Source organism: Aquificaceae bacterium (genome assembly GCA_037481935.1).
Taxonomy (GTDB): domain Bacteria; phylum Aquificota; class Aquificia; order Aquificales; family Aquificaceae; genus Pampinifervens.
On sequence record JBBFKQ010000004.1, the window covers coordinates 82,120 to 107,008 of the forward strand.

32 protein-coding genes and 1 tRNA gene are annotated in these 24,889 nt (G+C 47.3%); 19 read left to right on the forward strand and 14 right to left on the reverse strand.

Going from position 1 to position 24,889, the window contains the following annotated elements; all coding sequences use genetic code 11:
• Positions 1-18 precede the first annotated feature (18 nt).
• Genes efp through rpsU form a run of 7 tightly spaced genes read left to right on the forward strand, consistent with a single transcriptional unit; the run spans position 19 to position 6,184 of the window.
• A complete protein-coding gene (gene efp / locus WHS43_04805) occupies positions 19-594 on the forward strand; it encodes an elongation factor P (protein ID MEJ5338955.1) in 576 nt (191 codons plus the stop codon).
• A complete protein-coding gene (accB, locus tag WHS43_04810) occupies positions 594-1,037 on the forward strand; it encodes an acetyl-CoA carboxylase biotin carboxyl carrier protein (GenBank protein ID MEJ5338956.1) in 444 nt (147 codons plus the stop codon). The genes efp and accB overlap by 1 nt, the downstream gene beginning before the upstream one ends.
• Position 1,038: 1 nt before the next feature.
• Entirely contained in the window at positions 1,039-1,443 is a 405-nt protein-coding gene (locus WHS43_04815; protein ID MEJ5338957.1) for an OsmC family protein, read from the forward strand.
• Complete coding sequence (trpA, locus tag WHS43_04820) at positions 1,433-2,215, forward strand: tryptophan synthase subunit alpha (protein MEJ5338958.1); 783 nt, start codon at positions 1,433-1,435, stop codon at positions 2,213-2,215. Before WHS43_04815 ends, trpA begins: the two co-directional genes overlap by 11 nt.
• 4 nt (positions 2,216-2,219) lie before the next feature.
• On the forward strand, positions 2,220-3,593 hold the full coding sequence (ftsY, locus tag WHS43_04825) for a signal recognition particle-docking protein FtsY (protein ID MEJ5338959.1): 1,374 nt from the start codon (positions 2,220-2,222) through the stop codon (positions 3,591-3,593).
• A 9-nt stretch (positions 3,594-3,602) separates the two neighbouring features.
• The gene (gene lon / locus WHS43_04830; GenBank protein ID MEJ5338960.1) at positions 3,603-5,969 is read left to right on the forward strand and encodes an endopeptidase La; all 2,367 of its coding nucleotides are present in this window, start codon (positions 3,603-3,605) and stop codon (positions 5,967-5,969) included.
• A 14-nt stretch (positions 5,970-5,983) separates the two neighbouring features.
• Complete coding sequence (gene rpsU, locus WHS43_04835) at positions 5,984-6,184, forward strand: 30S ribosomal protein S21 (protein ID MEJ5338961.1); 201 nt, start codon at positions 5,984-5,986, stop codon at positions 6,182-6,184.
• Here rpsU and WHS43_04840 read toward each other — a convergent pair.
• The 4 genes from WHS43_04840 to WHS43_04855 are packed head-to-tail and all read right to left on the reverse strand — an operon-like array spanning position 6,162 to position 8,805.
• Positions 6,162-7,235, reverse strand: coding sequence for a PilZ domain-containing protein (locus WHS43_04840; GenBank protein MEJ5338962.1), 1,074 nt, complete (start codon positions 7,233-7,235; stop codon positions 6,162-6,164). The genes rpsU and WHS43_04840 overlap by 23 nt on opposite strands.
• A 16-nt stretch (positions 7,236-7,251) precedes the next feature.
• Entirely contained in the window at positions 7,252-8,193 is a 942-nt protein-coding gene (trxB, locus tag WHS43_04845) for a thioredoxin-disulfide reductase (protein ID MEJ5338963.1), read from the reverse strand.
• Positions 8,193-8,513, reverse strand: coding sequence for a thioredoxin (gene trxA / locus WHS43_04850; protein ID MEJ5338964.1), 321 nt, complete (start codon positions 8,511-8,513; stop codon positions 8,193-8,195). The genes trxB and trxA overlap by 1 nt, the downstream gene beginning before the upstream one ends.
• Position 8,514: 1 nt before the next feature.
• On the reverse strand, positions 8,515-8,805 hold the full coding sequence (locus tag WHS43_04855) for a metalloregulator ArsR/SmtB family transcription factor (GenBank protein ID MEJ5338965.1): 291 nt from the start codon (positions 8,803-8,805) through the stop codon (positions 8,515-8,517).
• A 37-nt stretch (positions 8,806-8,842) separates the two neighbouring features.
• Here WHS43_04855 and WHS43_04860 point away from each other — a divergent pair, with 37 nt between their 5' ends.
• Genes WHS43_04860 through WHS43_04870 form a run of 3 tightly spaced genes read left to right on the forward strand, consistent with a single transcriptional unit; the run spans position 8,843 to position 9,890 of the window.
• A complete protein-coding gene (locus WHS43_04860) occupies positions 8,843-9,259 on the forward strand; it encodes a hypothetical protein (GenBank protein ID MEJ5338966.1) in 417 nt (138 codons plus the stop codon).
• Complete coding sequence (locus WHS43_04865; GenBank protein ID MEJ5338967.1) at positions 9,256-9,480, forward strand: YdcH family protein; 225 nt, start codon at positions 9,256-9,258, stop codon at positions 9,478-9,480. Before WHS43_04860 ends, WHS43_04865 begins: the two co-directional genes overlap by 4 nt.
• A complete protein-coding gene (locus WHS43_04870) occupies positions 9,477-9,890 on the forward strand; it encodes a secondary thiamine-phosphate synthase enzyme YjbQ (GenBank protein MEJ5338968.1) in 414 nt (137 codons plus the stop codon). Before WHS43_04865 ends, WHS43_04870 begins: the two co-directional genes overlap by 4 nt.
• On the opposite strand, the gene WHS43_04875 is transcribed toward WHS43_04870, so the two are convergent.
• Positions 9,877-10,479, reverse strand: coding sequence for a 7-cyano-7-deazaguanine synthase (locus tag WHS43_04875; GenBank protein MEJ5338969.1), 603 nt, complete (start codon positions 10,477-10,479; stop codon positions 9,877-9,879). The genes WHS43_04870 and WHS43_04875 overlap by 14 nt on opposite strands.
• Entirely contained in the window at positions 10,457-11,188 is a 732-nt protein-coding gene (locus WHS43_04880; GenBank protein MEJ5338970.1) for an SDR family oxidoreductase, read from the reverse strand. The genes WHS43_04875 and WHS43_04880 overlap by 23 nt, the downstream gene beginning before the upstream one ends.
• On the opposite strand from WHS43_04880, the gene bioD reads away from it, so the two are divergent.
• Positions 11,187-11,858, forward strand: coding sequence for a dethiobiotin synthase (gene bioD / locus WHS43_04885; protein MEJ5338971.1), 672 nt, complete (start codon positions 11,187-11,189; stop codon positions 11,856-11,858). The genes WHS43_04880 and bioD overlap by 2 nt on opposite strands.
• Here the strand turns inward: bioD and WHS43_04890 are convergent.
• The 3 genes from WHS43_04890 to WHS43_04900 all read right to left on the reverse strand — a co-directional run bounded on the left by WHS43_04890 (position 11,808) and on the right by WHS43_04900 (position 14,707).
• Entirely contained in the window at positions 11,808-13,493 is a 1,686-nt protein-coding gene (locus tag WHS43_04890) for a penicillin-binding protein 2 (GenBank protein MEJ5338972.1), read from the reverse strand. The genes bioD and WHS43_04890 overlap by 51 nt on opposite strands.
• A complete protein-coding gene (carA, locus tag WHS43_04895) occupies positions 13,480-14,601 on the reverse strand; it encodes a glutamine-hydrolyzing carbamoyl-phosphate synthase small subunit (protein MEJ5338973.1) in 1,122 nt (373 codons plus the stop codon). The genes WHS43_04890 and carA overlap by 14 nt, the downstream gene beginning before the upstream one ends.
• 16 nt (positions 14,602-14,617) lie before the next feature.
• A tRNA-Ser gene (locus WHS43_04900) sits at positions 14,618-14,707 on the reverse strand.
• 64 nt (positions 14,708-14,771) lie between these two features.
• On the opposite strand from WHS43_04900, the gene WHS43_04905 reads away from it, so the two are divergent.
• Positions 14,772-14,978, forward strand: a complete 207-nt coding sequence (locus tag WHS43_04905) for a hypothetical protein (protein MEJ5338974.1) — start codon at positions 14,772-14,774, stop codon at positions 14,976-14,978.
• 21 nt (positions 14,979-14,999) lie between these two features.
• On the opposite strand, the gene WHS43_04910 is transcribed toward WHS43_04905, so the two are convergent.
• Together WHS43_04910 and WHS43_04915 are read right to left on the reverse strand one after the other, a co-directional pair.
• On the reverse strand, positions 15,000-17,012 hold the full coding sequence (locus WHS43_04910) for a carbon starvation CstA family protein (protein MEJ5338975.1): 2,013 nt from the start codon (positions 17,010-17,012) through the stop codon (positions 15,000-15,002).
• Entirely contained in the window at positions 17,009-17,713 is a 705-nt protein-coding gene (locus WHS43_04915) for a dienelactone hydrolase family protein (protein ID MEJ5338976.1), read from the reverse strand. The genes WHS43_04910 and WHS43_04915 overlap by 4 nt, the downstream gene beginning before the upstream one ends.
• Before the next feature lie 180 nt (positions 17,714-17,893).
• Between WHS43_04915 and WHS43_04920 the strand changes: the two genes are divergently transcribed.
• The 7 genes from WHS43_04920 to WHS43_04950 all read left to right on the forward strand — a co-directional run bounded on the left by WHS43_04920 (position 17,894) and on the right by WHS43_04950 (position 23,253).
• A complete protein-coding gene (locus WHS43_04920) occupies positions 17,894-18,670 on the forward strand; it encodes a heme-copper oxidase subunit III (GenBank protein MEJ5338977.1) in 777 nt (258 codons plus the stop codon).
• A gap of 3 nt (positions 18,671-18,673) precedes the next feature.
• Entirely contained in the window at positions 18,674-19,444 is a 771-nt protein-coding gene (locus WHS43_04925) for an SCO family protein (protein MEJ5338978.1), read from the forward strand.
• Positions 19,441-20,217 (forward strand): cytochrome c oxidase subunit II, encoded by a 777-nt coding sequence (gene coxB / locus WHS43_04930; protein ID MEJ5338979.1) that lies wholly within the window; start codon positions 19,441-19,443, stop codon positions 20,215-20,217. Before WHS43_04925 ends, coxB begins: the two co-directional genes overlap by 4 nt.
• Positions 20,218-20,235: 18 nt before the next feature.
• Positions 20,236-21,885: a cbb3-type cytochrome c oxidase subunit I gene (locus WHS43_04935; GenBank protein ID MEJ5338980.1), complete on the forward strand. Its 1,650-nt coding sequence runs from the start codon at positions 20,236-20,238 to the stop codon at positions 21,883-21,885.
• Positions 21,886-21,960: 75 nt separating this feature from the next.
• Complete coding sequence (locus WHS43_04940; GenBank protein MEJ5338981.1) at positions 21,961-22,143, forward strand: hypothetical protein; 183 nt, start codon at positions 21,961-21,963, stop codon at positions 22,141-22,143.
• Positions 22,140-22,706, forward strand: coding sequence for a hypothetical protein (locus WHS43_04945; protein MEJ5338982.1), 567 nt, complete (start codon positions 22,140-22,142; stop codon positions 22,704-22,706). The genes WHS43_04940 and WHS43_04945 overlap by 4 nt, the downstream gene beginning before the upstream one ends.
• The gene (locus WHS43_04950) at positions 22,696-23,253 is read left to right on the forward strand and encodes a tetratricopeptide repeat protein (GenBank protein ID MEJ5338983.1); all 558 of its coding nucleotides are present in this window, start codon (positions 22,696-22,698) and stop codon (positions 23,251-23,253) included. Before WHS43_04945 ends, WHS43_04950 begins: the two co-directional genes overlap by 11 nt.
• Here WHS43_04950 and WHS43_04955 read toward each other — a convergent pair.
• The 3 genes from WHS43_04955 to WHS43_04965 are packed head-to-tail and all read right to left on the reverse strand — an operon-like array spanning position 23,250 to position 24,872.
• Positions 23,250-24,206: a gluconokinase gene (locus WHS43_04955; GenBank protein ID MEJ5338984.1), complete on the reverse strand. Its 957-nt coding sequence runs from the start codon at positions 24,204-24,206 to the stop codon at positions 23,250-23,252. The two genes, WHS43_04950 and WHS43_04955, sit on opposite strands and share 4 nt — an antisense overlap.
• Positions 24,203-24,571: a nucleotidyltransferase substrate binding protein gene (locus tag WHS43_04960; protein MEJ5338985.1), complete on the reverse strand. Its 369-nt coding sequence runs from the start codon at positions 24,569-24,571 to the stop codon at positions 24,203-24,205. The genes WHS43_04955 and WHS43_04960 overlap by 4 nt, the downstream gene beginning before the upstream one ends.
• A complete protein-coding gene (locus WHS43_04965) occupies positions 24,555-24,872 on the reverse strand; it encodes a nucleotidyltransferase domain-containing protein (GenBank protein ID MEJ5338986.1) in 318 nt (105 codons plus the stop codon). The genes WHS43_04960 and WHS43_04965 overlap by 17 nt, the downstream gene beginning before the upstream one ends.
• Between the last annotated feature and the right edge of the window lie 17 nt (positions 24,873-24,889).

Below are 24,889 nucleotides of genomic sequence, written 5' to 3' on the forward strand. Positions count from 1 at the left end.
ATGCTAAAATCTTATACCATGGGTGTAAAAATAGACATAAACAGCGTGCAGAGGGATATGTTTATTGAACACAACGGCATGCCACACAGAGTGCTGGATTACGAGCATGTAAAGCCCGGCAAGGGTCAGGCTTTTGTGAGGGTCAAAGCAAAGAACATGCAGACGGGCAACGTAATTGAAATAACCTACAAGTCCTCTGACGCTATTGAGCTTGCAGATTTTGAACAGGTCTTTGCAGAGTATTCATACAGCGATGGAGACTACTATTACTTTGTGAGCCAGACCACCTACGAGATGGTGCCCGTGCCAGCAGACAGCATAAAGGAAGAGGTAAAGTTTCTCAAAGAGGGTATGACGGTGGTGGTCTTTTTCTACAAGGGACAGCCCATTGGGATTGAGCTACCCAAGCAGGTGGAGCTTGCGGTGGTGGAGACAGAACCTGCCTTCAAGGGTGATACGGCGGCTGGTGGTTCAAAGCCAGCAAAACTGGAGACAGGTGCAGTGGTGCAGGTGCCCTTCTTTGTGAAGGAGGGGGACATAGTAAAGGTGGATACTCGCACTGGTGCCTATATAGAAGTGGTAAAGAGAGCCTGATGGACAAAGATTTTGTAAAGGAAATAATAAACCTCGTCAAGGGAAGCGATATAAAACAGCTTACTATAGAGGCAGAGGGCTTCAAACTTTTCATAGAAACCCATCAGAAAGAAGTGCTACAGAGGGTGGTTGAAACACCTTACAAAGAGGTTCGTTATCAGGAGGTCATACCTTCCACTGAGGAGGTTCCTCAGGAAAACCTCCATGTGATAAAGAGCCCTCTTGTGGGCACCTTTTACAGGTCTCCATCCCCTGGGGCTCCGCCCTTTGTGGAGGTGGGTGATATGGTATCCCCCGGTCAGGTGCTATGCATAATAGAAGCCCTTAAGGTGATGAACGAGATAGAAAGCGATGTGAGAGGAAAGGTTATAAAAATCCTTGTGGAAAACGGTGAAACAGTTGAATACGGACAGCCTCTGTTTATCATAGACACAAGCGCCTAACATGGAAGAAAAAAGCATCAGTCTCAGGCTTTCTGAGCTTGAGCATACCTATATGGCAAAGACAAGCAACGGTGAGCTTATGGTGGGTGAGCAGGGCTTCAGACCCATGGAGCTACTTCTGGCCGCCCTTGCAGGCTGTAGTGGTGTGGATATTTCCCAGATACTGAAAAAGAAAAGGCAGGAGGTAAGGGACATACAGATTGATGTGAAGGGCACAAGAAGGGATGAATATCCAAGGGTTTACGAGAAGATAAGCCTCAGATACAGGGTTTACGGGAAAAATGTCAAAGAAAAGGCTGTGGAAGAAGCCATAAGACTTTCTGTTGAGAAATACTGCAGTGTTTATGCCATGCTGAGTAAGGCGTGTCACATTGAGGTGAGCTTTGAGGTGGTCAATGAGGCTTGAAAACTTCTGGAAAAAGGGGAAAAAGGCTCTACTTTCTTACATGATGGTGGGCTATCCTGACTACCATACATCTCTTGAGGCCTTCAGAGTTCTTCTAAAAGAAGGAACAGATATACTGGAGATAGGCTTTCCCTTCTCTGACCCTGTGGCAGATGGACCCACCATACAGACAGCCCATGAAGTCGCTCTTGGGAAAGGCATAAAATCAGAGCATGTTTTCAGACTTTCTGCCACTCTCAGAGAGGAATTTCCAGAAAGGCCCTTTCTCCTTATGACTTACTACAATCCCATGTTCCGCATGGGTATTGAAAAATTCTGCAAAAGGGCAAAAGAAAGCGGTATTGACGGCTTTATAGTGCCCGACCTTCCACCGGAGGAGGGTGGTGAGCTAAAAGATGTATGTTCCACCCTTGATCTTTCTGTGGTCTTTCTGGCTTCGCCCACGAGCACTGAAAAAAGACTCAGGCTAATATGTGAAAGCTCTGACCATATGGTATACTTCGTATCCCTTACTGGAACTACGGGGGTGAGAGATGAGCTCCCTATGCACAGGCTCAAGGAAAGTCTGAGCCTCTACAGGTCCGTCTGTAAAAAGCCTGTCGTGGTGGGCTTTGGTATATCCAAGCCAGAGCAGGCAGGGGAGGTGTCCGCCATTGCCGATGGGGTAGTTGTAGGCAGTCATTTTGTAAGGCTTGCTGGCAGGGGGGACCTTGAGGGGCTTTCAAAAAGCGTAAGAATCATAAAGGAAGCCGTTGAAGGTGTAAAATATTAGACCCATGCTCTTCTGGAGGAAGTCTGAAGAAGAAAAGCTTGCAGAAAAGGGAGACAAGAATGCCATACTTGCCCTCATAGAAAAGGGGAAGAGGGAAAAGGCCATTGAAATACTGGAAAAGTTTAAGGAAAACCCTGAGCTGAGGGGACTTCTCTTCAGGCTTTACATGGAAGAGGGAAAATATTACTATGCCTACCAGCTTATAGAACACTACGACCCTGAACTTGCCACAGCAAAGGAGAAAGCTCTCATATACGAAAGGGTTGGGGAGCTGGAAAAGTCTGCAAGAGAATATTCAAAGCTCGGGGACTGGGAGAGCCTCAAGAGGGCTGGACTTTTAATGTGGCAGGCAAAAAGGCCAGAAGAAGCCCTTGAGCTTTTAAACCGCTCGCTCAAACTTGCTCCAGCTCTAAAGAGGCAGGAAGTAGAGGAAAGTATAAGAAACATTCAGGAAGAGCTTGGTTTAATACAGAAGGAAACCCTTCTTGAAAAGCTCAGGAAGGGGCTTAAAAAAACCAGAGAGGCGGTAGAGTTTGGCATACTTTTTGCAGGAAGGAAGATAGATGATGAGCTCTTTGAGGAGCTGGAAGAAAAGCTCATAAGGGCGGATGTGGGAGCAAAGACTTCTCTGCAGCTCGTGGAGGAGCTCAGAAAGGAAGCAGTAAGGAGAAACCTCAAAACTTCAGACCAGCTCTCTGGACTCCTAAAGCAAGCTCTTCTTTCGCAGATAGTAAAGTGTGAAGCAACCCTCAGAGAGCCTCACGAGGGAACCAGCCTTTATCTTTTTCTCGGCGTAAACGGCTCAGGCAAGACTACCACCATAGGAAAGCTGGCTCACAGGTTTGTGAAAGAGGGCAGAAAGGTTTTGCTTGTGGCAGGGGATACCTTCAGGTCTGCAGCAATAGAACAGCTTGAGGTGTGGGCTCAGAGGAGCGGTGCGGACATATTCAAAAAGCAGGAGGGCGCAGACCCCGCCTCTGTGGTATACGAAGCTCTGCAGAAAGTAAAGGAAGAGGGATATCAGGTGGTGCTGGTAGACACTGCCGGCAGGCTTCATACAAAAGAGCCTCTTATAAGGGAACTGAGAAAGGTAAGGGATGTTATAAAGAGATTTCTGCCAGAGGAGCCCACAGAGACTCTTCTGGTTCTTGATGCCACTATAGGCCAGAACTCCATACAGCAAGCAAAAGTTTTCAAGGAAGCGGTTGAAGTTACAGGTCTTGTGCTTACAAAACTTGACGGCTCTGCCAAGGGCGGAGCCATAGTGCCCATATGTAAGGAGCTTGGCATTCCAGTAAAGTTGTTAGGCGTAGGCGAAGGCATAGAAGACCTTCAACCCTATGTGGCTGAAGCTTTTATAGAGGAGTTAATCTCTTAGGAGGTAGACATGTTTCCAGAAGAGCTTGTAAGGGTTCCTGACGTGCCTTCGGATGTTTTTGAGCTGCCTGCTATGCCCCTGAGGGACCTGGTGGTTTTCCCCACCATGGTAATACCACTCTTCGTCGGGAGAAACTTTTCCATAAGGGCGGTTGAGGAGGCCCTTAAAAAAGACAGGCTCATATTTCTCATATTGCAGAAGGATAAGAGTATGGAGTCTCCCAACACGGAAGACCTTTATACGGTTGGCACAATAGCCCATGTGGTGAGGTCCGCACCCATAGAGGAAAACAGGTTAAAGATACTTGTGCAGGGGATAAAGAGGGCAAGGCTCTTAGAATACAGACAGACCGGGGATTACTACACGGCAAGGGTCCAGCCTCTGGAAGAGGTAGAGCTTGACCCTGAAACTCTCTCCAGTGAAGTCAGGGCTTACATAAGGTCTGTAAAGGAGCAGCTTGATACTGCAGTTTCTCTGGGGAAGCAGGTTATACCGGACCTTATCATGGTTATAAAGGACCTTGAAGACCCCGGGAGGCTTGCGGACCTGACTGCCTCCATACTGGATATAAAGGCTGTAGAAGCCCAGAGAGTCCTTGAAACCTTTGACCCTGTGGAGAGGCTAAAGCTTGTCCATCAGTATCTTCAGAGCGAGGTGGGACTGCTTGAAGTGCAGAGCAAGATAAGGGGTGTGGCAAGGGAGAAGATAGAGAAGGAGCAGAGAGAGTATTTTCTGAGACAGCAGCTTAAGGCCATACTGGAAGAGCTGGGTGAAGGTGATGAGAGAAGGGCAGAGATTGAGGAATACAGGAAAAAGCTCAGCAGGCTGAAAATTTCAAAGGAAGCCAGAGAGGAGATAGAGAAGCAAATAAAAAGGCTTGAAAAGCTCCATCCAGAGTCTGCAGAGGCAGGCGTTCTCAGGACTTGGCTTGAGTGGGTGCTTGACCTTCCATGGGACAGGAGCACAAGAGACAGGTATGACCTTGACAAAGCAAGGGAAATACTTGACAGAGACCACTACAACCTTGAAAAGGTAAAGGACAGGATAGTGGAATACTTAGCGGTCAAAAAGCTTACAAAGGGCAAAAGCCATGCGGTGCAAATACTCTGCTTTGTAGGACCACCGGGGGTCGGCAAAACTTCACTTGGAAGGTCCATCGCAGAATCCCTTGGCAGGAAGTTCGTCAGGATATCTCTGGGCGGTATAAGGGACGAGGCGGAAATAAGGGGGCATAGAAGGACATATGTTGGAGCAATGCCTGGCAGGATAATACAGGCGGTCAAGCAGGGGGGAACGAAAAACCCCCTCATAGTGCTTGACGAGGTGGACAAGCTATCCCTTTCCTTTCAGGGTGACCCTGCGGCAGCACTCCTTGAGGTGCTTGACCCAGAGCAGAACAAAAACTTCGTGGACCTTTACATAGGTCTACCCTTTGACCTTTCTGAGGTTTTCTTTATATGCACTGCAAATCGCGTGGATACAATACCAAGACCTCTCCTTGACAGAATGGAAGTTATACACCTTTCTGGATATTCTGAGGAAGAAAAAGTCTTTATAGCCAGAAACCACCTGCTTCCAAAGCTGCTCCCAGAACACGGCTTTAAAAGGGAGGAGGTCATATTCCATGATGAAGCCCTGCTGGAAGTTATAAGGGGCTATACCAGAGAGTCGGGTGTAAGAAGCCTTCAGAGACAGCTCAGTTCAGTATTGAGAAAGCTGGCTCTTAAACGTCTCAAGGGCGAACCCCTGCCCTTTGAAGTAAAGCCTCAGGATATAAAGGGCTTTCTGGGCGTTTCAAAGAGGTTTACTGTCTCTGAAGAAAAGCCTATGGTGGGAATAGCTGTAGGGCTTGCATGGACAGAGGTGGGTGGTGAGATAATGATAATAGAGGCCACCAAGTTCAAAGGTAAGGGGAGTCTTATACTTACAGGCTCTCTTGGGGATATTATGAAGGAGTCTGCGCAGGCGGCCCTTTCCTACATAAAGTCAAAGGCAGAAGATTACAGCATAGACCCAGAAACCTTTTCAGGCTACGATGTGCATGTGCACGTGCCAGAGGGTGCTGTGCCAAAGGATGGCCCCTCTGCAGGCATAACCCTTGCAGTGGCGCTCCTTTCTCTTTTCACTGGGAGGGAAGTAAGAACAGATGTGGCCATGACGGGCGAAATTACCCTGAGGGGAAGGGTTCTGCCTGTAGGTGGTCTCAAGGAGAAGATACTGGCTGCAAAAAGGGCTGGCATATACGAGGTCATACTTCCCTCAAAGAACAGAGATGAAGTGATGGAAGACCTGCCACAGTATGTGAGGGATAAGATGACTCTGCATTTTGTAGACAGCCTTGATGAGGTTTTTGGTATAATATTCTCCAAAACTTAAGGAGGTGAAAAGGCTTGGCTATAGTTCAGGTTATGGAAAACGAACCCTTTGAGAAGGCTTTTAAGAGGTTCAAAAGGATAGTGGAGAAGGAAGGCATACTCACAGAGGTGAAAAGAAGACAGTTTTACGAAAAACCCAGCGAGAAGAAAAAGAGGAAGGAAAGACAGGCAAGAAAGAGAATAATCAAGGCTCTTAAGAAGAGGAGCCTTCTTTAGGCTCTCCCATCTTATAGGTTCTGAGAAGTTCCCTCTGCTCTTCTATTATGAACTTCCTTATGTAATCTTCATCCGTCTTACTCAGATTTTCAAACTTTATACCCAGACATGTTCTGTCCACTCCACCTCTGACATTTTTCACGGTTCCAAGGGTCCTTATTGGGTAGGATTTGAGTTCAAAGTTCAGGTAAACCTTTTCTCCACCCTTTACCTCCACAAAACCTGACAGGCACACCCTTACACCCTGAACGCTCAGGTCTTCTATGGTGCCTTCTATCGTATCTTCAGGCTCCTCAAGTGATAACAGAGAGTTGTTTCTGTATATGTGTATCCTTGCTGGTATTCTCACCCTCCAGCGGAGGCTCTCTCTGAGCTGAATTTTTGATAGCTGGTCTGTATGAGGTAGCACAAGAACCAGCTTTGTTCCATCCCTGTATGTTCTCAGTATGTCGCCTTGAAAATAGTATCTGCCATCACCCTCCCTCAGGAAGGAAAACTTAACCTTCCCCCCGGGCTGTATTGGTCCTGCAGGTCCATCAAGCATAGCTATGTGAAGTTCAAGCTCGTTTTTTTCCCATACGGCAGAACTGTAAGCATGGCCTTCGTAAGTTATAAACCCGGTCTGATAAAGGTCTATATCCTTTGTGCTATTAAGAGGAAGGAACCATGGAAGGCTATCAAACCTGAGTTTTCTCCTTATCTGGGCAACCATCTCTATTTTTGATGAGTCTTCCTTTACAAGTTTTGAAATACACCTTTCAAAAACTGCCTTTGTCTGCATTATCTTGACGGGTTCTCTGGTTATGTTTGCACATTTCCACAGAAGGAGGATTTCTTCTCCATCAAGCCCCATGGATTTTCCCATGTTAAAAAACTCTTTCCTGAGGTCCATTCTTGCCCTGTATCTTGACCAGAGATAGGGAAAGACTATAAGAAACCCCACTGCAAGGGACAGGCCCATAAGCACAAAAAGCACATCAAAAAGGCTTGGGGCTCTGAACATGTATCTGGTGGCTTCCCTGAAGGTTTCAAACCCTCCCTGATATTCCATGTCAGCACCTTATTATCTAAAATTTATCCTCTATGTATCTTTCTGCTTCAATGGCCGCTATGCACCCCTCTCCAACTGCTACAGCTACCTGGCCGGTAGCACCGCTTCTACAATCACCGGCAGCAAACACACCCTCCATCGAAGTCCTCATCCTCTCGTCGGTGATTATGTATCCTTTATCGTCAAGTTCAAGGCTTCCCTTAAGAAAGCCCGTGTTTGGTTCAAGACCTATAAATATAAAAAGGCCTTCAACCGGTAGTTCTGAAAGGCTGTTGTCTTTTGTGTCCCTCAGAAGCAGTTTTTCCACAAAATCACCGCCCTTTATCTCTTCCACCACCTTATTGGGAACAAAGGTTATTTTGGGGTTGGAAAATACCTTTTCCTGAAGATGCTTCTGAGCCCTCAGCTGGTCCCTTCTGTGCACCAGATACACTCTGCTGGCAAACCTCGTGAGGAACAGGCTTTCCTGTGTTGCTGAATCTCCCCCACCAACAACCGCTATAGGCACCCCTTCAAAAAGGGCACCATCGCAGGTGGCACAGTAGGAAACACCCCTGTTCAAAAACTCTTCCTCTCCAGGAACTCCCAGCCTTCTCGGGTTTGAACCCACAGCAAGTATGACCGTCTTGCTCCTTACAAGTTCACCTGTCCTGAGGTGAAGAAATATCTCTCTGCCAGCTCTCTCTATCTTTGAGACTTCTTTCCTCAGTATGTGGAGTCCAAACCTCTCTGCCTGGTCCTTAAACCTCTTAGTGAGCTCCTTTCCACTTATGCCCTCAGGAAAGCCTGGATAGTTCTCCACCAGGTCTGTTATGGCTATCTGCCCTCCCAGAGTCCCCTTCTCAAAGAGAAGGGTGTTCATTTTTGCCCTTGCACAGTAAAGCCCCGCCGTGAGCCCTGCGGGACCACCTCCTACTATTATGCAGTCGTAAAGTATGTCTTCAGAAAGTTCCACCATCACAGGTGGCTGTTAATCATCTGCCTCAGGGCCTCCTTTGGCTGAACTCCAATACGTGTATCCACCACATCACCGTTCTTGAAGAGCATTATGGTGGGTATGGCCCTTATGCCATATCTCATGGCTATGTTTGGGTTTTCGTCCGTGTTCAGCTTTCCAAACTTGACCTTATCGCCCATTTCCATCGCCAGTTCTTCCACTATGGGTGCTATTATTCTGCACGGTCCACACCAGGGAGCCCAGAAATCTACCACAACTGGCCTGTCAGAGTTTATGACCTCTGTCTGCCAGTTGCTCTCAGTGAGCACTATAACTGCCATCTTACACCTCCTTGCTCAGTATTTCGTAGATTTTCACCACCCTTTCATCCTTGATGTAGTAGCACACTATGGACCCATCCCTTTTACACCCCACAATACCCCTGTTCCTGAGTATGCTCAGATGCTGAGAAACATTGGGCTGTGAGGTGTGAAGGAGGTCACTCAGGTTTTTCACACACTGCCTGCCTTCAATCAGCACGGAGATTATCTTGAGCCTGATAGGATGAGCCAGAGCCTTTAAAAATTCTGCCCACTCTTCTAACCTTTCCTCACTCAAAACCTCAGCTTGCATATTTTCACCTCATATGCTTATATTCTATCATAGGAATATGGAAAAGGTATACACTTACAGAAAGAGGTCAAGGCATCTTCACTATGCCTTTGTGTTTTCTCTTGTGGTACTGTATTTTGCCTGCCTTCCGCTCTATCCCTATTTCAGGGTGCCTCTGCATGAAAACCTTGTCAGCTTTTTTACAATCTTTGTCCTGGCAGTGGGCCTGATTTCACTACCTCCAGCACTCCTTCTCAGGAAAAGGCTCTTTCCCGTAGAGACCCTTCAGGACCCATACTGGAGCTACACTGCTACCAGAAGATACTTCTGGCTGTATGTGCTCTGCCTTGTTCCTTTTGCCTTTGCACTACTTGTTTTTATTGCCTTTGCCTCATTGGTAGTTCTGTCTGTAGGTTTTTTAGTAAGCCTTTGTGGTTTAATATTAGTAAGACCAAAAGAGGAGGACCTGAAATGAGCAGAGAGGAGGTAATCCAGAAGCTTCTTCAGGAAAACAAAGAATTCAGATACCATTACGAAAAACACCATGAGCTGGATGCACAGGTGGACAAGCTGGAAAAGCACCACCCAATGACCCATGAGCTGGAGATGGAAATAGAGAGGCTAAAGAGGGAGAGGCTCTACCACAGAGATATGATGGAGCGGATGATTAACGATTTCATGAAAAGCTACGCATGAAAAGCCACACGGTATATCTTTCTTTCAACACAAAAAACAGAAGGGAGCTGGTGAGAATAACGGAGGATGTAAAGAGGATAGTGGAAGAGTCTGGAATAAGGGAAGGGCTATGTCTTGTTTCTTCCATGCACCTAACTGCCTCTGTCATAGTTCAGGATGATGAGGAGGGCCTTCATCAGGATATATGGGAATGGCTTGAAAGGCTTGCACCCTACAGAGAAGACTACGAACATCACAGAACCGGCGAAGACAACGGGGACGCACATCTGAAAAACCTTCTTACACACCTTCAGGTTGTCCTGCCCGTCACCAATGGCAGGCTTGACCTGGGACCATGGCAGGAGATATTTTATGCAGAGTTTGACGGACAGAGGAAAAAGAGGGTAGTGGTCAAAGTTATAGGTACGTGAAGGCCTCCTGTCTTTCCCTGCACTTTTCACATTTTCCGCAACTGACTATTTTGCCCATGAGCTTCTTTGGTCTAATGCACGACAGTGTCCTCTCAAGAGGGACACCCTCTGAAAATCTTTTAAGCACCTCATGCTTTTCCATCCCCATGAAGGGGGTCAGGAGCTCTATGTTCATCAGAGACTGTAGCTTTTTCATATAATCTGCGTTGTTGTCGGGGAAAGGATAAATGCCCAGACTGCCTATTGCCACATGCCTTATACCCTTCAGTAATGCGTAGTTGCCTGCCATAGACACCAGACTCATGTTTCTCAGGGGTATGAATAGATTTCTGTTATGTTCTCTTCTGTTAACCTTTTCTGGATTTATCATGGATACGACCCTGAGAGGCATAAGATTTCTGTGCACTTTCATTGTATAAAGCCATAGATTTCTCCCATTTTCAAGCTCAAGGGCTTCCCATGGATAGCCTGCCTTTACATAGACTGGGTAAACAAGCCAGCCTTCTCTGAGATACATGTAAAGCAGGCATGTGCTCTCCACCCCACCGCTGAAAAGAACCACTATCCTATGAACATTCACCTGCCACATGCCTCCCGCTGTCAAGGTTAATTATCTCCCCCGTCATACTCTCCACCTCAAGCAGGTAATGGGTGAGCCTGACCACGTCTTTCACAGAAACTTCCCTTTTGAGGGGAGTTTTGTTTATGTATTCCTGCCACTTTTCTTCGGAGAAGTCTGGAGGTTTCACGGTGGGACCCAGAGCTATGGCGTTTACCAGCACATGGGGTGCAAACTCTTTTGCGAGCACCTTTACTGCGGTGTGCAGTGCACCCTTGGCAAGAAAGTAGGCTGAATAGTTTCTGTAAGGAGTGGTATTTGTGGCCCAGTCGCCGAAGGCAACTATTCTACCCCTTACGCTGCCGGGGTTTTTCATCATGGCAGGAAACAGCTCCCTGCTCATCACTACAAAAGCCTGAGCTATGGGTCTGAAATGGTGGTATATATCTTCTTCCCTCAGGTCTTTCAGGGGTGTGGGTTCATAGGGACTTGAGAGATGAAGGAAGGCGTCCACGCCGCTTAAAAGCTCAAGGAGCTTTTCTGTTGCCCTTATGCAATCTTCCCACAGACTCAGGTCTGCCCTAACTCCGTAAACTCTATCACCATAAGCCTCTTTAAGTTTTCTGTAGACATACTCAGAACTTTTATAGACGAGCCCCACACTCCAGCCTTCCTGGAGCAAGCTTTTTGCTACCTCGTGGCCAATCCTTCTTATGCCTGTTATTATGGCTCTCTTCATGGCTATAATTATAAAGGTGAGAGCTGTTCTTATAACCGCCACAGATACGGGTGTGGGCAAAACCTTCATAAGCTACAACCTCCTCTATGCTCTCAGGGAAAGAGGAGTAAGAGCAGGCTATCTCAAGCCAGTTGAGACGGATGTTAAAGACTTTCCTGCAGACGGTGGACTGCTTGCCTCTCTAACAGGTCAGCCTGTAGAGGAGGTTGTTCCTGTGAGTTTCAGCCTCCCTCTTTCGCCCTATGCAGGTATACTGGAAGAGGGAAAGGATTTTTCACTGGAGGCTCTCAGGGTCCATTTTGAAGAGCTTCTTGACAAATATGAGTTTCTTGTGGTAGAGGGGGCAGGAGGTGTGGCTGTGCCCGTAAAGGGGAATTATGACTATGCAAAACTTGCCAGAGACTGGGGATTAAAGACCATACTGGTTGCAAGGGCAGGTCTTGGGACCATAAACCACAGCTTTCTGAGCTGGTTTTATATGAAAGCCATGGATGTTGAGCCCATAGCCATAGTAATGAATGGTTTTGAGGGCAGAGATGTTTCTGAGAGAACAAACCCCTTTATTGTGGAAGAGCTTACAGGTGTAAGGGTTATAAAAGTTCCGAGGGTTGAGGGGCTTTTACTGCCTGCTGAGAAGAGAAAGCTGCTTGCTGAGCTTGTCGGGTTCTAAACGGTAGTAAAAAGCCACTCGCTCCACAAGCTCTTTGAAGTGAGGTGCAGCCACAGTTCCTCCATATGGGTCTGGACCCCTGGGTCTGTCCACCATTATGCCGGCTATAAACCTCGGATCGCTCGCAGGAAAATAGCCTACAAAGTAGGTTACCAGTTCTTCTCTTGAGTATCTTCCAGTGCTGAAGTCAAACTTCTGGGATGTGCCAGTCTTGCCTGCTATGGTAAAGTAATCTGACCTTGCCCTTGTTGCAGTTCCCTCTTCAACCACCTTTGTGAGGTTTGTCTGCAGCCAGCCAAACACCTGCGGTGTGTATATGTTCTCCCTCAGAACCTGAGTTTTTTCATCCAGCAATATCCTTGGCTTTACTATCCTGTTTGTGGCAAGGGCATTGAAGCTGACACAGAGATTTAGGAGGTTTGAAGCAAGACCCTGACCTATGCTGGCGTAAAGTATATTTGCGGGGTAGCTGAAGTTTGGAAGTCTTGGCTTTACTTCCCCAGGAAGAAGATTGAACCTGTCCGTCATGTGTATTTTTTCCAGTATCTCCTCCACATCCCTTTTTGAAAGGTATCTGGCTACCTTTATGGTGCCCACATTTGAAGACTTTACGAGCACCTGCTCAAGTGTCAGCCTTCCTGAGGGCTTTACATCCTTCACATATCTGCCAAAAACCTCTGTCCTGCCACCTTCTGTGTCTATCCATATGCCTGGCTTTACATAGCCCTTCTGTAGGGCCTGACCTATAAAGAAGGGCTTCATCACAGAGCCGGGTTCAAAAAGGTCTGTTACTACAAAGTTCCTTCTGTGTGATGGTGGGAACCTCTGATAATGATTGGGGTCAAAGGTTGGGTAGTTTGCCATGCCAAGTATTTCACCCGTCCTGGCATCCATAAGCAGTATGCCCACCCTGTCAGGGCTCCACTGCTTGACTATTTTGTCCCTTATGTCTTCCAGTATGGTCTGCACACCAAGGTCTATGGTAAGCTGCACATCTTTAGAGTTCATATCTTCAGACAGAGGGCTGACCGCCAGCCTTCCAAGATAAAAAACTCCCTTAATCTCCTTACCCTTAAGGTCCCTGTCAAAAATGTATTCAAGACCCTCAAGACCCTCTCCATCCTTTCCTACAAAGCCAAGGAGATTGCTGGCTAAGTTGCCATGAGGATAGAATCTTTTATACTCTTCCTGTAATCCTACCGCTTTCCCGTTTTCAGTATCCCTTATAACTGCTCTGAGGTAGGGCATATAGACCTTGTCTAAGTGCCTTACCAGCCAGACGAACTTTCTGTCTGAATTGAGCTTTTCAGTAAGCTCCTTTTCTCTTATTTCTGGTAATGCTGAGAGCCTCCGGACCAGTTCATCCCTGTTCTGCACAAGATGTGGAAAGGCGTAAATGGAAACTGTGGGGATGCTTATGGCAAGGTCATTTCCCCTTCTGTCCTTTATGGAACCCCTCGGTGTGGAAAGTCTGACCACTGAAGCTTTGGGAAACCTTTCCACAACCTTGTCCACGTAGCTTTCTTTTCCTATCAGCTGTATGTAGGCAAACCTTAAAGTTATAAGGGCAAAGCCCAGAAATATGAGAAAGGATACCAGAGATATCTTGGCATTGCTGCCTTTAAGGTTTTGCATGGCTCATGGCGAGCTCTACAAATTCCCTGAATATACCCTTAGAATCGTGAGGACCAGGTGAGGCCTCTGGATGATACTGAACGCAGAACATAGGAAGGTGCATGTGCCTGAAGCCCTCGAGGGTTTCGTCAAGAAGGTTTATGTGGGTTATTTCCACATCTCTGAGAGTATCCGGGTCAACGGCAAAGTTATGGTTCTGTGCGGTTATCTCTATATGCCCGTCTCTGAGGTCTTTTACTGGATGGTTGCCGCCATGATGTCCGAACTTCAGCTTGTAGGTCTTTCCACCTAGAGCAAGACCCATTATCTGATGTCCCAGACATATGCCCATTATGGGCAGTTTTTCCATGTATTTTCTCACCAGCCTTATGCCTTCCACCACCCTCTGGGGGTCTCCTGGTCCGTTAGAGAGAAAGATTGCGTCAGGATTAATTTCCTGAATTCTCTTTTCCACATCATAGGGAGGGACCACAAGGACCACCGCACCCTCCTGTGTGAGCCTCCTGAGTATGTTTCTCTTTACACCATAATCCACGACCATTATCAGAGGTCTATGGTTATCCCTGTATAGGTAGCCTCTTCTCAGGTCCCAGTCTCCTTCCTTCCAGTAGTAGACCTCTCTGGTCGCCACTTCCTCAACCAGGTTTATCTCTGATATATCGGGCAAGTCCCTTGCCTTTTCTATAAGCCTCTTCGGGTCTTCTTCCTGGGTAGAGATAACTCCCCTGAGGGCTCCTCTTTCTCTTATCCTTTTGACCAGAGCTCTCGTGTCAATACCCCATATACCCACAACCCCGTTCTCTGCAAGGTATTCGTGCAGGCTCTTTTTTGCCCTCCAGCTGCTGTAAATAGGTGAAAGCTCTTTTATGACAAGCCCATTTGCCTGAACCCTTGAGGACTCCACATCCTCATAGTTTACGCCGTAGTTGCCCATCTGGGTGTAAGTCATCACCACAATCTGACCCCTGTAGGATGGGTCGGTGATTATCTCCTGATAGCCTGTCATGGAAGTGTTAAAGACGACCTCTCCTGATGCTTCTCCCTCCGCACCGAAGGAATAGCCCACAAAGTAGCTCCCGTCTTCAAGGGCGAGTATGGCTCTTTTCATGTCTTTTATCTTAACACGGAGAGGGCGGGATTCGAACCCGCGGTAGGGCTGTTAACCCTACAACTCCTTAGCAGGGAGCCGCCTTCGGCCTCTCGGCCACCTCTCCTGCAGAAAATAGTATAACAGTAAAGTATATGCAATACAACTTCAAAAGGCTATATTTAAATGCCATGGAATGGCAAACGGCCCTGACCATAATAGTTAGCATAATAACTGCCCATGTAGTGGTGCTTGGGCTGGTGGCCGGACTTTTCAATAAGAGGATAGAGGACCTCAGAGAAGATACAAACCGGCGCTTTGACAGGGTGGAGGAGGAAATAAGGGATTTAAAGCAAGAAATAAGGGAAATAAGACAGCTCCTGTATAGATTTTTTTGAAGTGCCTCAGAAGAAAGAAGATTAATCTGCCTTTCTTACAGCCATGAACATACGGTATAGAGCTATCCCTATCACACACAGCACAAGAGATACATAAAGCGTTCCCATAAAGGCGTTCACATAGTTGTTAAATATCACCCTCTGGGCTATCTCCACGCTGGGTAGGGTGGCAGGTAGTTTACCAGTCAGGACTGCCTGCTTTAAGAAGGCCGCCTGAGCCAGAAATCCTATTGCCTTATCAGGATGAAAGACCCTCATAAGACCCGCTGTTATGGTGTTTACCGCAAGGAAAAGGGCAGGTATGCCTGTAATCCATGCATACTTCAGCCTTCCGCTGTTGACAATATAAACCGTTGCAACCACGAGGGCTGTAGTTGCCAGAAGCTGGTTGGAGATGCCAAAGAGTGGCCAGAGAGTCTTTATGCCTCCATAGGGGTCAATTACGCCCACGTAGAGAAAGTATCCCCACCCTGCCACTGTTATACCGCTTGTGAGCATGTTGACCCAGATATTTCTGTAGTCCTTAAAGACCTGCCATATGCCTGAAAGAAGGTCCTGGAGGATATACCTTCCCACCCTTGTCCCCGTGTCTATGGTGGTCAGTATAAAGACTGCTTCAAAAAGTATGGCAAAGTGATACCAAAAGGCAAGGAGTGCTTCACCGGTGATTTTTGCAAATATAAGAGCCATACCTATGGCAAGGGCTGGTGCACCGCCAGTTCTTGAGAGTATGGTGGGCTCTTCTATTTTTCTGGCTATATTTTCCAGATATTCGGGTGTAATGTAAAAGCCCCAGCTGGATATCTTCTGCGCTGCCTCCTGAACTGTTTTCCCTATCTCTGAAGCTGGGCTGTTTATGGCAAAGTAAAGACCAGGGTCCATGGATACTGCCGCAATAAGCGCCATAACCGCTACGAAGGACTCTCCCAGCATACCTCCGTAGCCCACAAGCCTCACATGGCTTTCTTTGTCAAGTAGCTTTGGAGAGGTGCCCGAGGATATAAGGGCATGAAAACCAGATACCGCACCGCAGGCTATGGTTATGAAGAGAAAGGGAAAGAGGTCTCCCTTCCACACGGGACCGTAACCGGTAAAGGCATACTGGGTAAAGGCAGGCATCTTAATATCAGGGTTAACCATAGCAACCGCAATGGCTATGAGGATTATGGTGCCCAGCTTGAGGAAGGTGCTCAGATAATCTCTGGGTGCGAGCAGGAGCCACACAGGAAGAACGGACGCAAAAAAGCCGTAAACCATCAGAGCTATGGCGAGCTGAGATTCAGAGAGGGTAAAGAGCTTCCCGAGGGCTTCGTGCTGTGCCACCAGCCTTCCCACATACAGGCTCAGAAGAAGGGCAAAAACACCAAATATAAAGGAGTGAAGAACTGCACCCGGTCTTATGTGCCACATGTATACACCCATTAGCATGGCTATGGGGACGGTCATAAAGACGGAAAAAGTTGCCCATGGGCTTTCTGCCAGCGCCTTTATAACAACAAGACCAAGCACCGCAAGAAGGATTATGAGTATGCTGTATATGACCAGAAGGGTTATGAAACCTCCTACCCTACCCAGCTCCTCTCTTGCTATCTGTCCAAGACTTCTGCCTCCTTTACGCATGGATATGGTAAGGACCACCATATCCTGAACAGTTCCAGCAAGAACTGCTCCAAGGAGTATCCAAAGAGTCCCCGGAAGATACCCCATCTGTGCGGCAAGAACTGGACCCACCAGAGGACCTGCGCCGGAGATAGAGGCAAAATGGTGTCCAAAAAGCACCCACCTGTTGGTTGGCACATAGTCAAGCCCATTGTAGAACCTGTGGGCTGGTGTGGGGTTGTTGTCGTCAATCTGAAAGGCTCTGTAAGCTATATAGTATGAGTAAAACCTGTAGCCTATAAAGTATATGCAGAGGGTTGCTATAAGAAGCCATACAGCCCCCACAGGCTCGTCCCTTGAAAGGGCAAGCACCGCAAAGGCGATGGCACCAATTATAGAAACCGCAAAGAGAATGAGCCTATCCTTCCATGTCATTTAAGGTGCTTGTTGAAGAAGGCTATGGTCTTTTCCCACACATCGTTGGCGTATTCTTCGTGGTAAACCTCAGGCCTTGTGTTGTTGAAGAAGGCATGGTCCACGCCGGCGTATACTAAAAACTGGGCGTCAATCTTGTTTTTGTTGCATTCTTCTATGGCCTTCGTCACCTCTGAAAGGGGGATGAAAGAGTCCATGCCTGCATGAACCGCCAGCACTGGAGCCCTTATCCCTGAAAAGTCTATGGGGACGATAGAATAAAGTCCATAATAAGGAACAAGCGCCTTGAAGTCCCCTGCAAACTTTGCACCAAAATACCATGTGCAAGTTCCTCCACAACAGAAGCCAGTAGCCCCTAGCATAAACTCACCAATCCTAGGCACATAACCCATGTCCTGCTCTTTAAAGTGCGCTATAGATGCCCCTACCATAGCCTCAGCTTCTGAAAGCCTGTTCTGGAAAAGGTCCTGCATGAGCTTTCCAGCATTATCTGGGTCGCTGGCTGTTTTGCCCCTGTAGAGGTCAATACCAAAAGCATAAAATCCTTCCTTTGCGTAGCGGTCGCAAACATCCTTTATGTGTTCCACAAGCCCCCACCACTCGTGGAACACAAAGACCATGGGTCCTTTCCCGAACTCTGGCTCAGAGAGATAACCTGAAACCTCCACTCCATCCTTTTTGAAAGATATGAGTCTTCCCATGATACACCTCCTTTGGACTTTTTTGAAAATTTTAGGGCATGTTCCTTTTTGATGCAAGTGTTTAATTACAGATTTATAAATCTTAAAATCTCACTATCTTGAAATATTATTAATTGATAACACTTGACAAAGGACTAAAAATGATTTATATCATTAGTAAAAATCACAAGGAGGTGAAAGATGGCGCACGAGGGAACCCATGTGGCGCACCACGAGACCAGCGTATGGGCTCTGCCCGTAGGTTTGTCTAGTTTTTTTCTGGCTCTTGCTGCCATAGCCTACTTCACCTGGAAGCTTGCTCTTCTTGCGGTTGTCACCGGCGGAGTGGGTCTTGCCCTTCTGGCAATAGGCATAGCTGGGTGGGCGAATGAGTATTTTTCAAAGGGGCATGATGAGGGGCTGGGTTTTCAGGGTATTGTATGGTTCGTCTTTGCAGAAGTAGTGATTTTTGGTACCATCTTTGCTGGCTTCTGGATGGCAAGGGCAGCCCATGCGGATGTATGGGTGAGGGAATGGATTCCAGAGGGTGGTATGAACCTCGCCCTTGTTGCACTGCTCACTTTAATTCTCTGGACCTCCAGCTTTACCATATGGAAGGCAGAGCACAGCATTGAGCAGGGAGACCTTGGAGGCTACAGGCTGTGGCTTCTTGCCACCATGGTCCTTGGAACTCTGTTTCTTCTGATTCACGGCTGGGAGTGGCTTCACCTGTGGAGCAAGGGCTTTACCATAAGTGCCAACATGTATGGGACTGGGTTTTACATGCTCACCGGTGTTCACGCCTCTCACGTTCTTGTGGGGCTTGGTATGCAGCTGGTGCTTCTCATAAACAGCGGAAAGGCTCTCAACAAGAAAACTCCTGCAAGAGCGGCAAGCTATTACTGGCACTTTGTGGACCTGGCATGGCTTCTTGTGGCAGGAACCGCTTACATAGTGGGTTCCTTTGGTAAGTTCTGAGCCATGAAGGGTTTGGTCCTCCTTTTCCTGTTCTGGGTATTTGCCTTTGGCACACCACAGCCAAAAAATACCCCGAGCATGTTTGACGCCACCATAATGCAGATAGAAGAAGAGAAGTATCTGGGAAACAGAGTTGCAGACGTGGAGTTCATCAGAGAGGACGGGAAAAGACAGAGACTTTATGAACTCATAAGGGGTAAGCCCACCGCACTCATACTCGCCTACTTTACCTGTGATTCTGCATGTCCACTGATAGTCAAGTCTGCCCTTGAGGCAACGGGAAACCTCGGGAAGGATGCGAACCTTCTTGTTCTCTCCTTTGACAAGGAGGACACTCTTGAAGACATAAAAAAGTTCAAGGCTCAGCTCGGCGTCAGCAATCCAAAATGGACCTTCGGCATAATGCCTGAAGACCAGATTCAGAAGCTCACACAGTCTCTTGGCTACAGGTTTTTCTACTCCCGTCAGGACAGAGTGTTTGTCCACCCAAACGTGGTTATCTTCATAGCCCCCGATGGAAAGATAGTAAGATACCTCTATGGCATATCTCCAAGGGAGAGAGACTTCCGCATAGCTCTTGCGGAGGCAGAGACCTTCAGGATAACAAGAAACACCATAGTGGATGTGGCTTATATGGTGTGCTACAGGTATGACCCAAACACAGGAAAGTATGGACTGAACCCAGCCATAATCTTCGCCTTTGGTGGGGCAATGCTTGCAAGCCTTACCCTGCTTCATGCCATAGTAAGAAAGAAAAAGGAGGTTAAGACATGAGAAACCTTCTGCTCCTGCTCTTACTGGCAGGAACTGCCATGGCAAAAGAGGAAATATTCGCCTACCCCAGGGCCTTCTGGGAAAACTCTGTAACCGTATGGTTCTGGGTGGCTGTGGCAATTTACATCGTAGTGGCAGTGCCCTCCATCTACTTCATGGTCAAATACCGTTACAGACCCAAGGAGAACGAGGAGGGTGCTCATATTGAAGGTAACACAGCCATAGAAATAGTCTGGACTGTCATACCCACCATAATAGTCCTCTTCCTTGGAACTTACTCCTTTGCCAACTTTGTCAAGCAGAGGAAGGCGCCAGAGGGCTCTCTGGAGATAAAGGTCACTGCCTTTATGTGGGGCTGGGAGTTTGAGTATCCCAACGGGAAGAAGGTCTATACCTTCTTCAATCAGGTAGCAGACCCTGAAAAGAACATCTACCTCATGCCTGATAAGGTTGATGACTCTGCAAAGGCTTATATTCCCGCTGGCAAGCCCATAAAGGTCTACTGCACTTCAAGGGATGTGATACATTCCTTCTTCGTCCACGAGGCAAGGGTTACAGAGGACTGTGTCCCTGGAAGGATTACCAAGCTTTGGTTCCAGTTCAACAAGCCCGGAGAATACTGGGTCTTCTGCAGGGAATACTGTGGCACATGGCACTCAAGGATGGCGAGCGTTCTGAAGGTTGTTCCCGAGGATGAGTTCAACAAGTGGCTTGGTGGGGATGCCCAGCAACCAGCTCCTGCAGAACAGCCGGCTCAGCCGGTTCAGCAATAAATATAAAGGAGGTATACCATGGCGGTAGCGCACTTACCACCCTCAGGAACATGGTATGGTGCCACTCTGAAGGAGTGGATATTTACCACCGACCACAAGAAGGTGGGCATGCTCTACTTCATTACAGCACTTGTATTCTTTGTGGTAGCCGGTCTTTTCGGCCTGATTATCAGGTTTGAACAGAGCGCCCCTGGTATCCAGCTTCCGGGTATGTTTGGGCAGGAGGGTGCAGACCTCTACAACTATGTCCTTACAGGACACGGTGCTGTAATGCTTCTATGGTGGGCGGTCACTGTATGGACTGGTGGTTTTGCCAACTTTCTGGTTCCTCTCATGATAGGGGCGAGAGATGTGGCTTTTCCAAGGCTTAACGCCTTCAGCTACTGGTCCTTTTTTGGTGCAAGCCTTCTGGTGCTTCTTACACTCATACCAGGCAACTGGATTAAGATGCTCTGGACGGGTTACGCACCCTATTCTATGAACGATAATGCAGGACCAACATCTCTCTACGTTCTCATAGTCCTTCTCTACAGTGTATCCTCCACTGCTGGCTCTGTTAACATGATAACCACCATAGTGAGCATGAGGGCAAAGGGCATTGGCTGGACAAAGCTCAACCTCTTTGTTCATGCCATAATGGCTGCAAGCCTCATACAGCTCTTTGGTGTTCCATCTCTGATGGGAAGCGTCATACTTCTCTTTACCGATAAGTATCTTGGAACCAACTTCTACAACCCCATGCTTGGTGGCGACCCACTTCTGTATCAGCACCTTCTGTGGTTCTACTCTCACCCTGTTGTCTACGTGATGATACTTCCAGCCTTCGGTGTATTCTCCGAAGTGATTTCCACCATGTCCAGAAAGCCTATATTTGGTTACATATCCATGGCACTTGCCATATACGCCATAGCCTTTGTGGGATTTGAAACCTGGGTTCATCACATGTTTGTCTCCGGCGTGCCAGACTGGCTCAGGGTTCTATTCTCTTACACAACCCTCTTTGTTGCTGTTCCCACGGGTATAAAGATATTCAACTGGGTGGCGACACTGCACAGGGCAGCCATAAGGTATAACACTGCCATGCTCTTTACCTTTGGTGGAATCCTCATGTTCCTTATAGGCGGTCTCACCGGTATACCCAACGCCATGGTCTCCATAGACCTTGGTATATCTGACTCTCTTTTCATCGTAGGACACTTCCACTACGTGCTCGGTATGGCTCTCACCTTTGGAGCCTTCAGCGGAATATACTACTGGTATCCCAAAGTAACTGGAAGGATGTTCTCAGAAGGGCTTGGAAAACTCAGCTTCTGGCTCATGCTTATTGGAGCCAACATAATGTTCTTCTTCCAGATGTACATGGGAATGGCTGAGGGTATGCCAAGAAGGTATCCAGACTATCCACCCATCCCAGAGTGGGTTCAGCTCATGCAGATACAGACCGTTGGAGCCCTCATAATGTCTGTGGGAATACTGATTTCTTTCATAAACTGGTTCAAGAGCCTGAAGGGTCCAAAGGCTCCCGACAATCCCTGGGGTTCTCCATCCCTTGAGTGGAGTATGACGACAACACCTGTTGGTCCAAATAACTTCAAGAAGTTACCAGTAGAAGTTCCTGATGACTGGCACCCCTACGCCTACTACAAGGGATACCACACGCATATTTAAAGTGGTGGTGCACCTTTTAACTTGGCTCCCCATCTTGGGGAGCTCTTTTTATTCTTTATCTGGAGGTATTATTATATGACGCAGGAACAGAAAAAAAAGCTGACGGGCATCATAGTCGGTCTTATAGTCCTTGGAGGTTTCCTCACCGGGCTTCTTGGCATGATTTTCTCTGAGAAAAACAGGGAACACTTCATAAACAGGCTAAAAAACATAAAGAACGTGCCCTACATAAGGCACGATAAAGACCCAACAAAATGAACCTTGATGCAGTTACCCTTGGTCATATTCTCATAGTGGTTGCAAGGCTCTTGGAGATGTTCAGCTTTGGAATGGTCCTTGTCTTTATCTTTAAGGGTGTGGCCCTCAAGCACATATTCCTCACTGCGGGTATAACGGTTGGTGGCATACTTGTTTCCATATTTGGCTATCTGGGAAGCTTCCTGTCTCCAATGGCGTCTTTTGCGGTAGATGCTTTTGTTTTTTCTGTGGTTCTTGCCATAGCCTTCTATGCCTTTATGGAAAAAAGGGAGTTCAGAATAAAGCCCCCACCCCCACCTCCAAGGGGGACGAGATGCCCCGTGTGCGGAGGTTTTGTAAAAGCCGAAGATGACTACGCCGTTGCAAGAGAAGGAAGAGACCTGCTTTACTTTGATTCAAGGGAACACTTAGAGAGCTTTCTTGAGAGCTTTCAGGAGTATAAAAGGCTGAGAAGGCTGAACTTCAAAAGAGTGGAGGATTTCTACCTTAAGGACTCTGGTGGTTGGAAAAAGGTTGAGGAATTAAAGAAGGATATAAAGTATAATGATACCTATGAAGCTTAAGATATTTACTTTACTGACCCTTTCTGTGTTTGCCTGTGCAGAAAAGACTACCGTCGTCGTTGGAGATACGGCACCCCCTGCAAGACCACCGGGTCTCGTGGTTGCATCGGAAAAGGCATTAGAAAATGGAAAAAAACACCTCCGAAAGGGCAACTGCAGAAAGGCTATTCACGAATTTGAAAAGGCTCTTGACAAGAACCCCAACAACTTTGAAGCCCTCTACTGGCTGGGCGTTGCAGAGGGTATGTGCGGATATTACAGCAGAGCCTACGACAGGCTTGTGGTTGCTCTCAGATATTCGCCAGACAGGGGCTGGCAGGCAAGGGTTAACGCAACCATAGGCATAACCCTTCTATACATGGACAGGGATGAGGATGCTGTGGTTTACTTTGAAAGAGCAAGAGCCCTTGACCCAAGAAACGAAATAGTTATAGCCTACTACGACTGGGATGAGCCTGGAAAAGGCAAGGGCCCCAAAAAGCCAAAGATAAAGAAAAAGCCAAAGGATAGAGAGGGCTTTGAGCTCACCCTTAGGTGGCTTGACTAAGTTATATTCTCTGCGTATGCTCTGCTAAGTTTGAAGAGCTTCTGTGCAAGAACTCTGGCTTCTTCTTTTTTCTCATAATGGGGGTCATCTAGGAGAAAGCTGTTCACCTTTCCCCTCACATAGGCTCTGTAGCACTTGAAAAAGGGCAGAAATAGGTCAAACTCTTCATCCTCAGTAATTTTTCTGTATTCTTCTTCATAGGCCTCTGAAAGGTCTCTTCTGCTATGAAGCTCCAGCTCCATGGAGAGAAAACACATATCATTAAGCATGTCCCCACATCTGAAGCGATCGTTGAACTCAATGCAGTCAAAGACGCATATACCCTCTGGAAGAAAAGCCACATGCTCAAGCCTTATGTCTCCGTGTCCGTCCCTGATGCGTCCATTCTTAACGCGCTTTTCAAAAAGCTTTGCGTATTTTCTGTAAAAACCTTCTGTCTTTTCCTTTATAAACTCATAGTCTTCCCTGTCAATGGTTATTCCCACGTATTTTTCCGTCTGGGCAAAGTTTTCATCCGTGTTGAACTTCATAACCTCAAGCTTTCCAAACTCGTCCTTTCTTTCAGCCCTCAGATGAAACTCTGCTATGTGCCTTGCGAGCTTTCTCATGTCCTCCTCTGAAACTTCTAACAGCCTGTTTCTGAGCAGGCTATCTTCCGGAATCCTTCTCATCTTGACTGCATACTCAACAGGCTCCGATGGGTCTTCAAGAGCATACCTTCCGTCCTTCAGGCTTATGGGAACAACCCCCAGATACACCCACTGGCAGAGCCTTCTGTTTAACTCCACCTCCCTTTTGCAGTTTTCAAGCCTTTTCTCCAGCGTGGAGTAGTCCAGAAAGCCGAAATTCACGGGTTTTTTTATTTTGTAGACCACATCTTCAAGAAGTAGGACCCAGCTGGTGTGCGTCTGAAGCACCTGGGCCCCGAGCTCCCTTGCAAGCTCCTCTATCATGAAATTATCCTATAGAGCTTTTTAAAGTATTTTAGCACCTCTGGAAGCTCCCTGTATATCTTTTCTGCAAGCTCTTCATTGTAGGTGTGAGATGTGAGGTTTCTGAAGTCACATATCTTTAGCCAGTATTCGTCGTGGTCTATGAGACCCAAAGAGAAGGCAAGTCTAAAACAGCTCTTTGGAGAGTTACACTCAAGCCCGTGAGCTTCCAGTATGTAGTCTTTCAAAGACTTCCATGCAAGGTCAAAGGTGAACTCAAACCTCTGGATGGCAGAATCTCTGAAAATTTCATTTTCTTCCTGAAGGCTGAGGACCTCTTCAAGCCTCTGTAGGGCTTTTCTGAACTGCTCAAGTCTCTGGCTCATGAATTACCTCTATGTGTTTCAGAGCTTCTTTTCTGAAATCCTGTGAGACTGTGTTAAAATCCACAAGGTCTATCCTGTATAGCGTTGGCAGGTTTTCTATTTCTTCCTGTATATTTGACCATTTTAATGGGTCAATGGGCGGACCCTCTATGCCCACATCCACATCGGAGCCCCTACCACCTTTTCCCTGTACCCTTGAGCCAAAGAAGAAAACCCTGTATCTGGAAAGGTCAAGATGTTTTGAAAGAGCTCTCAGCAGTTCCTCCCTTAGCTTTTCTACGGAATATTCTTCCAGCTTCATCTCTTATAATTTTACCC